The 4,722-nt window shown below is 69.0% G+C and carries 7 protein-coding genes; 4 read left to right on the top strand and 3 right to left on the bottom strand.

The genetic code is table 11. The features are described 5' to 3' along the window. The first annotated feature begins 8 nt into the window (after positions 1-8). A complete protein-coding gene (locus VF330_RS11630) occupies positions 9-134 on the top strand; it encodes a hypothetical protein (protein WP_330851554.1) in 126 nt (41 codons plus the stop codon). Here the strand turns inward: VF330_RS11630 and VF330_RS11625 are convergent. Further along, positions 124-1,179, bottom strand: coding sequence for a DUF2855 family protein (locus VF330_RS11625; RefSeq protein WP_330851553.1), 1,056 nt, complete (start codon positions 1,177-1,179; stop codon positions 124-126). The genes VF330_RS11630 and VF330_RS11625 overlap by 11 nt on opposite strands. Before the next feature lie 38 nt (positions 1,180-1,217). On the opposite strand from VF330_RS11625, the gene VF330_RS11620 reads away from it, so the two are divergent. After that, positions 1,218-1,784: a TetR/AcrR family transcriptional regulator gene (locus VF330_RS11620; protein WP_330851552.1), complete on the top strand. Its 567-nt coding sequence runs from the start codon at positions 1,218-1,220 to the stop codon at positions 1,782-1,784. Positions 1,785-1,788: 4 nt separating this feature from the next. On the opposite strand, the gene VF330_RS11615 is transcribed toward VF330_RS11620, so the two are convergent. After that, positions 1,789-2,241, bottom strand: coding sequence for a MaoC family dehydratase (locus VF330_RS11615; RefSeq protein ID WP_330851551.1), 453 nt, complete (start codon positions 2,239-2,241; stop codon positions 1,789-1,791). A gap of 1 nt (position 2,242) precedes the next feature. Continuing rightward, positions 2,243-2,995 (bottom strand): SDR family oxidoreductase, encoded by a 753-nt coding sequence (locus tag VF330_RS11610; RefSeq protein WP_330851550.1) that lies wholly within the window; start codon positions 2,993-2,995, stop codon positions 2,243-2,245. A gap of 145 nt (positions 2,996-3,140) precedes the next feature. Here VF330_RS11610 and VF330_RS11605 point away from each other — a divergent pair, with 145 nt between their 5' ends. Both VF330_RS11605 and VF330_RS11600 read left to right on the top strand, forming a co-directional pair. Further along, a complete protein-coding gene (locus tag VF330_RS11605; RefSeq protein WP_330851549.1) occupies positions 3,141-3,941 on the top strand; it encodes an SDR family NAD(P)-dependent oxidoreductase in 801 nt (266 codons plus the stop codon). Between the two features lie 2 nt (positions 3,942-3,943). Continuing rightward, positions 3,944-4,722 (top strand): quinone oxidoreductase family protein (locus VF330_RS11600; RefSeq protein ID WP_330851548.1); only part of this gene is annotated, 779 nt, incomplete at its 3' end.

Genomic DNA, 4,722 nt, shown 5'->3' with positions numbered 1-4,722 from the left:
GCGACTGCGTGGAGATCGCAGTGGACGGCCCATCCGCCCGCATCCGCGACTCGAAGGGCCGGGCGGACGCCACCGTCGCGGCGCCCGCCTGGGGTGCGTTCCTCGCGATGGTCAAGGACGAGATCAGAGGCTGATGACGTCGGCCGTGGCCGGGTCCGCCTTGCCCCCGGCCACGGACTTCCAGACCTCGACCAGCCCCTCCGGCCCGCTGTGGTGCGCGACGCCGACCCAGTCGCCGGCCCGAGCGGTGAACGAAAGCCAAGCCGCACCGAAGCGCTCGGCGAACCCGTCGGACCCCCAGTCGCCCAAGCGCTTGCGCAGCTGGTCGGGGGCGAAGAAGAACTCCGCGCGCGGGTCGGCCGAGGCGGCCTGGTGGGTGACGCCGATCGAGATGTCCTTCACCAGGTCCGCGCCGAGGCGGTCGTGCAGCACGTTGCGCACATCGGCCGAACCGCTGAAGTCCAGGTACGCCGACGGTTCGACGTCCACGGCAGCGTCGTAGGGGAGCACGGTGTCGTAAAGCCCGAGGCCGGCGGTGAATTCCACGTTGCGCGGCGAGGTCAGGCCCACCAGCCGGACGCCCGCGGAGCGCAGGCACTGGGCCGTGCCGAACGCGGTCTTGCTGGACGCCGAGGAGACGATGACCGTTCGGGCGCCGTAGAAAGCGTTGTCGGCCAGCCGGTCCGCCAGCAGGAACGACGTCATGAACAGCGGGCGGTACAGCACCTGCAGGTCTTCGCGCGACGCGTCGTAGGCCGGGTCCTGCGAGGTGACGAGGTAGCTGTTGTAGACGGCGGGCAGGTCAGCGCGGTGGTCCGCGGTGTCGACGAAACCCGTCGAGGTGAGCTTGGCGCGCACGACGAGGTGGCTCGCCATCGGCAGGTAGCCGTAGACGCGCGTGCCGGCGGGTAGGGCGTCCACAGTGGAGTCGACGACGTCGGCGAAGCCCCACAGCGGGATGACGCCGCGGCCTTCCGTGGTGGTCGGGAAGAAGCGCCAGTAGCCGATCCGGTCGCCGACCACGCCGTAGGTGACGTTGTTGGCGGTGAGGCCGACGTGGCTGACGCGGAGCAGCACCTCGCAGTCCGACAGGTCGGACGACCTCGGCGGTTCGTCGTGCAGGACTTCGGTTTCGGTCAGGTCATCGCGGTCGACGACGACTGTCCAGCGACTGATCATTGCCTCGAATCCCCTGGGTCTGGAGGTACGCTCCGGTCGTGACCGTGCCTGAAAGACTGATCGACGCCGCCACCCGCCTGTTCGCGGAAAAGGGCTACGAGCGGGTCGCCGTGCAGGAGATCGTGGAGAGCGCCGGAGTCACCAAAGGCGCCATGTACCACTACTTCGGGTCGAAGGACGACCTGCTGCACGAGATCTACGGGCGGTTGCTGCGCTTGCAGACCGAGCACCTGGAGAAGATCGCGTCGAGCACCGGCCCCGTCGCCGAACGCCTGCGCGAGGCCGCGGTCGACGTCATCGTGACGAGCGTCGACGACTTCGACGCCGCCAAGGTGTTCTTCCGGTCGATGAACCACCTCTCGGCCGAGAAGCAGCGCGAGGTGCGGGCGGAACGGCGGCGGTTCCACGAGAAGTTCCGCGGCCTCGTCGAGGAGGGGCAGCAGGACGGGACGTTCCGCGCCGACGTGCCCGCCGACGTCGCCACGTACTACTTCTTCGGCTCGCTGCACCAGCTCGGCACGTGGTACCGCCCGGACGGGGACATCCCGCCCGGACGGCTCGCGGAGCACTACGCGGACCTGCTGATCCACAGCCTCAAGCCCTGACGGGTCAGGGCACGATCACGCTGACGATCTCGGCCACGCACGCGGGCTTCTCGCTGCCCTCGATCTCGATGACGACCTTGGTCACGAGCTGCTTGCCCAGCGCGATGTCGGAGACGTCCAGCAGCTCGACGCCGCCGCGCACCCTGGAGCCCACGAGCACCGGCTGCGGGAAGCGCACCTTGTTGCTGCCGTAGTTGACGCCCATCTTGATGTTCTTGACGGTGTAGACGTCCCGCACCAGGTACGGGACCAGCGACAACGTCAGGTAGCCGTGCGCCACCGGGCCGCCGAACGGGCCCTTCGCGGCCTTCTCGACGTCGATGTGGATCCACTGGTGGTCGAGCGTCGCGTCGGCGAACAGGTTGACCTGGTCCTGCGTGATCTCGTGCCACTCGCCGAACCCGAGGTGCTCGCCCTTCGCGGCGACCAGCTCGTCGATGTTCTCGAAAGCGCGCATGTCAGTCCTTCGGTCCGCCGGCGACGTAGATGACCTGACCGGACACGAACCCGGCACCCTCGCTCACCAGGAACGACGCGGTGTGCGCGATGTCCTCCGGCTGCCCGACGCGCGCGACCGGGATGGTCTGCGCTGCGCCGTTGACGAGGTCCTCGAACGAGATCTTCATGCGCTCGGCGGTCGCCTTCGTCATCTCGGTGGCGATGAAACCGGGCGCGATGGCGTTGACCGTGACGCCGAACTTGCCGAGCTCGATCGCGAGGGTCTTCGTGAAGCCCTGCAGACCGGCCTTGGCGGCGGAGTAGTTGGCCTGGCCGCGGTTGCCGAGCGCGCTGGTGCTCGACAGGTTGACGATCCGGCCGAAGCCCTCCTTCGTCTGGAACGCCTGCACGGCCTTGCTCATGAGGAACGCGCCGCGCAGGTGCACGTTCATGACGGTGTCCCAGTCAGCCGCGGACATCTTGAACAGCAGGTTGTCCCGCAGCACGCCGGCGTTGTTGATCAGCACGGTCGGCGCGCCGAGCTCCTCGGCGACCTTCGCGACCGCGGCGTTGACCTGCTCCTCGTCGGAGACGTCAACCTTGAGGCCGATGGCGCGCCCACCGCTCGCGGCGATCTTCTCCGCGCCGTCGAGCACACCCTGCTCGTCGAGGTCGAGCAACGCGACGGCCAGGCCGTCCGCGGCGAGGCGCTGCGCGACCGCGGCACCGATGCCACGCGCCGCGCCGGTGACGATCGCAACCCTGTCGGCCACGGGTCCTCCTTCGGTGAGGGGATGGTGAGCTAAGCAAGCGCTTAGTAACGTACCTATCAGTCCGCTTGACGTCCAGCGCCGTGCGGACGACCATACCGACTGGTCGGAATGTCGGCTAGACGTTGTCCCAGCTGCGAGGAGGCAGGTGCCCGTGGAACTCACCGGCAAGGTCGCGCTCATCACCGGCGGATCCAACGGCATCGGCGCCGCGGCGGCCCGTCGCCTGGCGGGTCTCGGTGCCCGTGTCGTGGTCGCCGACGTGGACGAGGCGCAGGGCAAGCTCGTCGCCGACGAGGTCGGCGGCGCGTTCGTGCGCTGCGACGTGACGGTGCCCGCGGACTCGGCCGCCGCGGTGGCCCTGGCCGTCGAGGAGTTCGGTGGGCTCGACATCGCGTTCCTGAACGCCGGCATCGGCACCGGGTGCTCGCTGGGCGACGACTTCGACGTCGAGGTCTACCGGCGCGCGATGGCCATCAACCTCGACGGTGTCGTCTACGGCGCGCACCACGCGCTGCCGCACGTGCGTGCGCGTGGCGGCCAGATCATCGCCACCGCGTCCATGGCCGGCCTCATGCCGATGCCCGGCGACCCGGTCTACGGCGCCAACAAGGCCGCCGTCGTCGGCCTGGTCCGCTCGCTGGCCGGCGCGTACCCGGACGTGCGCGTGAACGCGCTGTGCCCCGCGTTCGCCGACACCGACATCATCACGCCGCTGCGTTCGGCGCTGGACGAGATCGGCATGCCGATCCTCCCGGTGTCTGTTGTAGTGGACACCTTCATGTCCATCGTGGAGGGTTCCGGAACCGGTGAGGCGTGGTTCGTGCAGGCCGGTCGCGCCTCCGAGCCGTTCGGCTTCCGCAACCCGCCCGGCCCGCGCGCCGAGGACGGCTCGCGGATCGAAGGCGCCCGCAAGGACCCCGTTTCCCTCGCGCTCAAGGAGAACTGACCGTGCGTGCCATCCAGATCACCGAGTTCGGCGGGCCCGAGGTCCTGCGCGAGGTCGAGCTGCCCGACCCCGTCCCCGCGGACGGCGAGGTGCTGATCAACGTCTCGCGCGCCGGGCTCAACTACGCGGACACGCACCAGGCGGAGAACTCCTACCTGGCGAAGATGGAGCTGCCGCTCGTTCCCGGTGGTGAGGTCGTCGGTGTCACCGCGGACGGTCGCCGGGTCGTGGCCCTGACCGCGAAATCCGGTGGATACGCGGAGAAGGCCGTGGCGCCTTCGCTGACCACCTTCGACGTTCCCGACGGCGTGGACGACCTGACGGCGCTGTCGTTGATCGTCCAGGGCGCCACCGCGTGGTTGTTGCTGCGCAAGTCGACCCACATGGAGCCCGGCGAGTCGGTCGTCGTGCACGCCGCCGCCGGCGGGGTGGGGACGATCGCCGTCCAGCTGGCCAAGTTGTGGGGCGCCGGGCGCGTTATCGCCACTGCTTCTTCTGAGGAGAAGCGGAAGTTGGCTCTGGACCTCGGGGCTGACGTTGCCATCGACTCCCGTGCCGCTGACATGACTGCTGCTTTGAAGGAAGCCAACGGCGGGCGGCGCGTCGACGTCGTGCTCGACATGACTGGAGGGGCTACCACTGATCAGTCGTTGGTTGCGTTGGCTCCGTTCGGGCGGCTTGCGTTTTATGGCATGGCCTCGCGGGAAAGGCCGAAGCCGGTTGACCTCGGGGCGTTGCTGGTGCACTCCACGACCGTTGCGGGTATGTGGCTGCCGCACGC

The sequence above is a fragment of the Lentzea sp. genome (assembly GCF_036380075.1).
In the GTDB taxonomy this organism is placed as follows: domain Bacteria; phylum Actinomycetota; class Actinomycetes; order Mycobacteriales; family Pseudonocardiaceae; genus Lentzea.
This window is presented reverse-complemented; position numbering and strand designations above follow the sequence as displayed.

Coding starts and splice junctions, on each gene's coding strand:
- VF330_RS11615 (WP_330851551.1), bottom strand. CDS start 2,241: ATGCGCGCTTTCGAGAACATCGACGAGCTGGTCGCCGCGAAGGGCGAG.
- VF330_RS11625 (WP_330851553.1), bottom strand. CDS start 1,179: ATGATCAGTCGCTGGACAGTCGTCGTCGACCGCGATGACCTGACCGAA.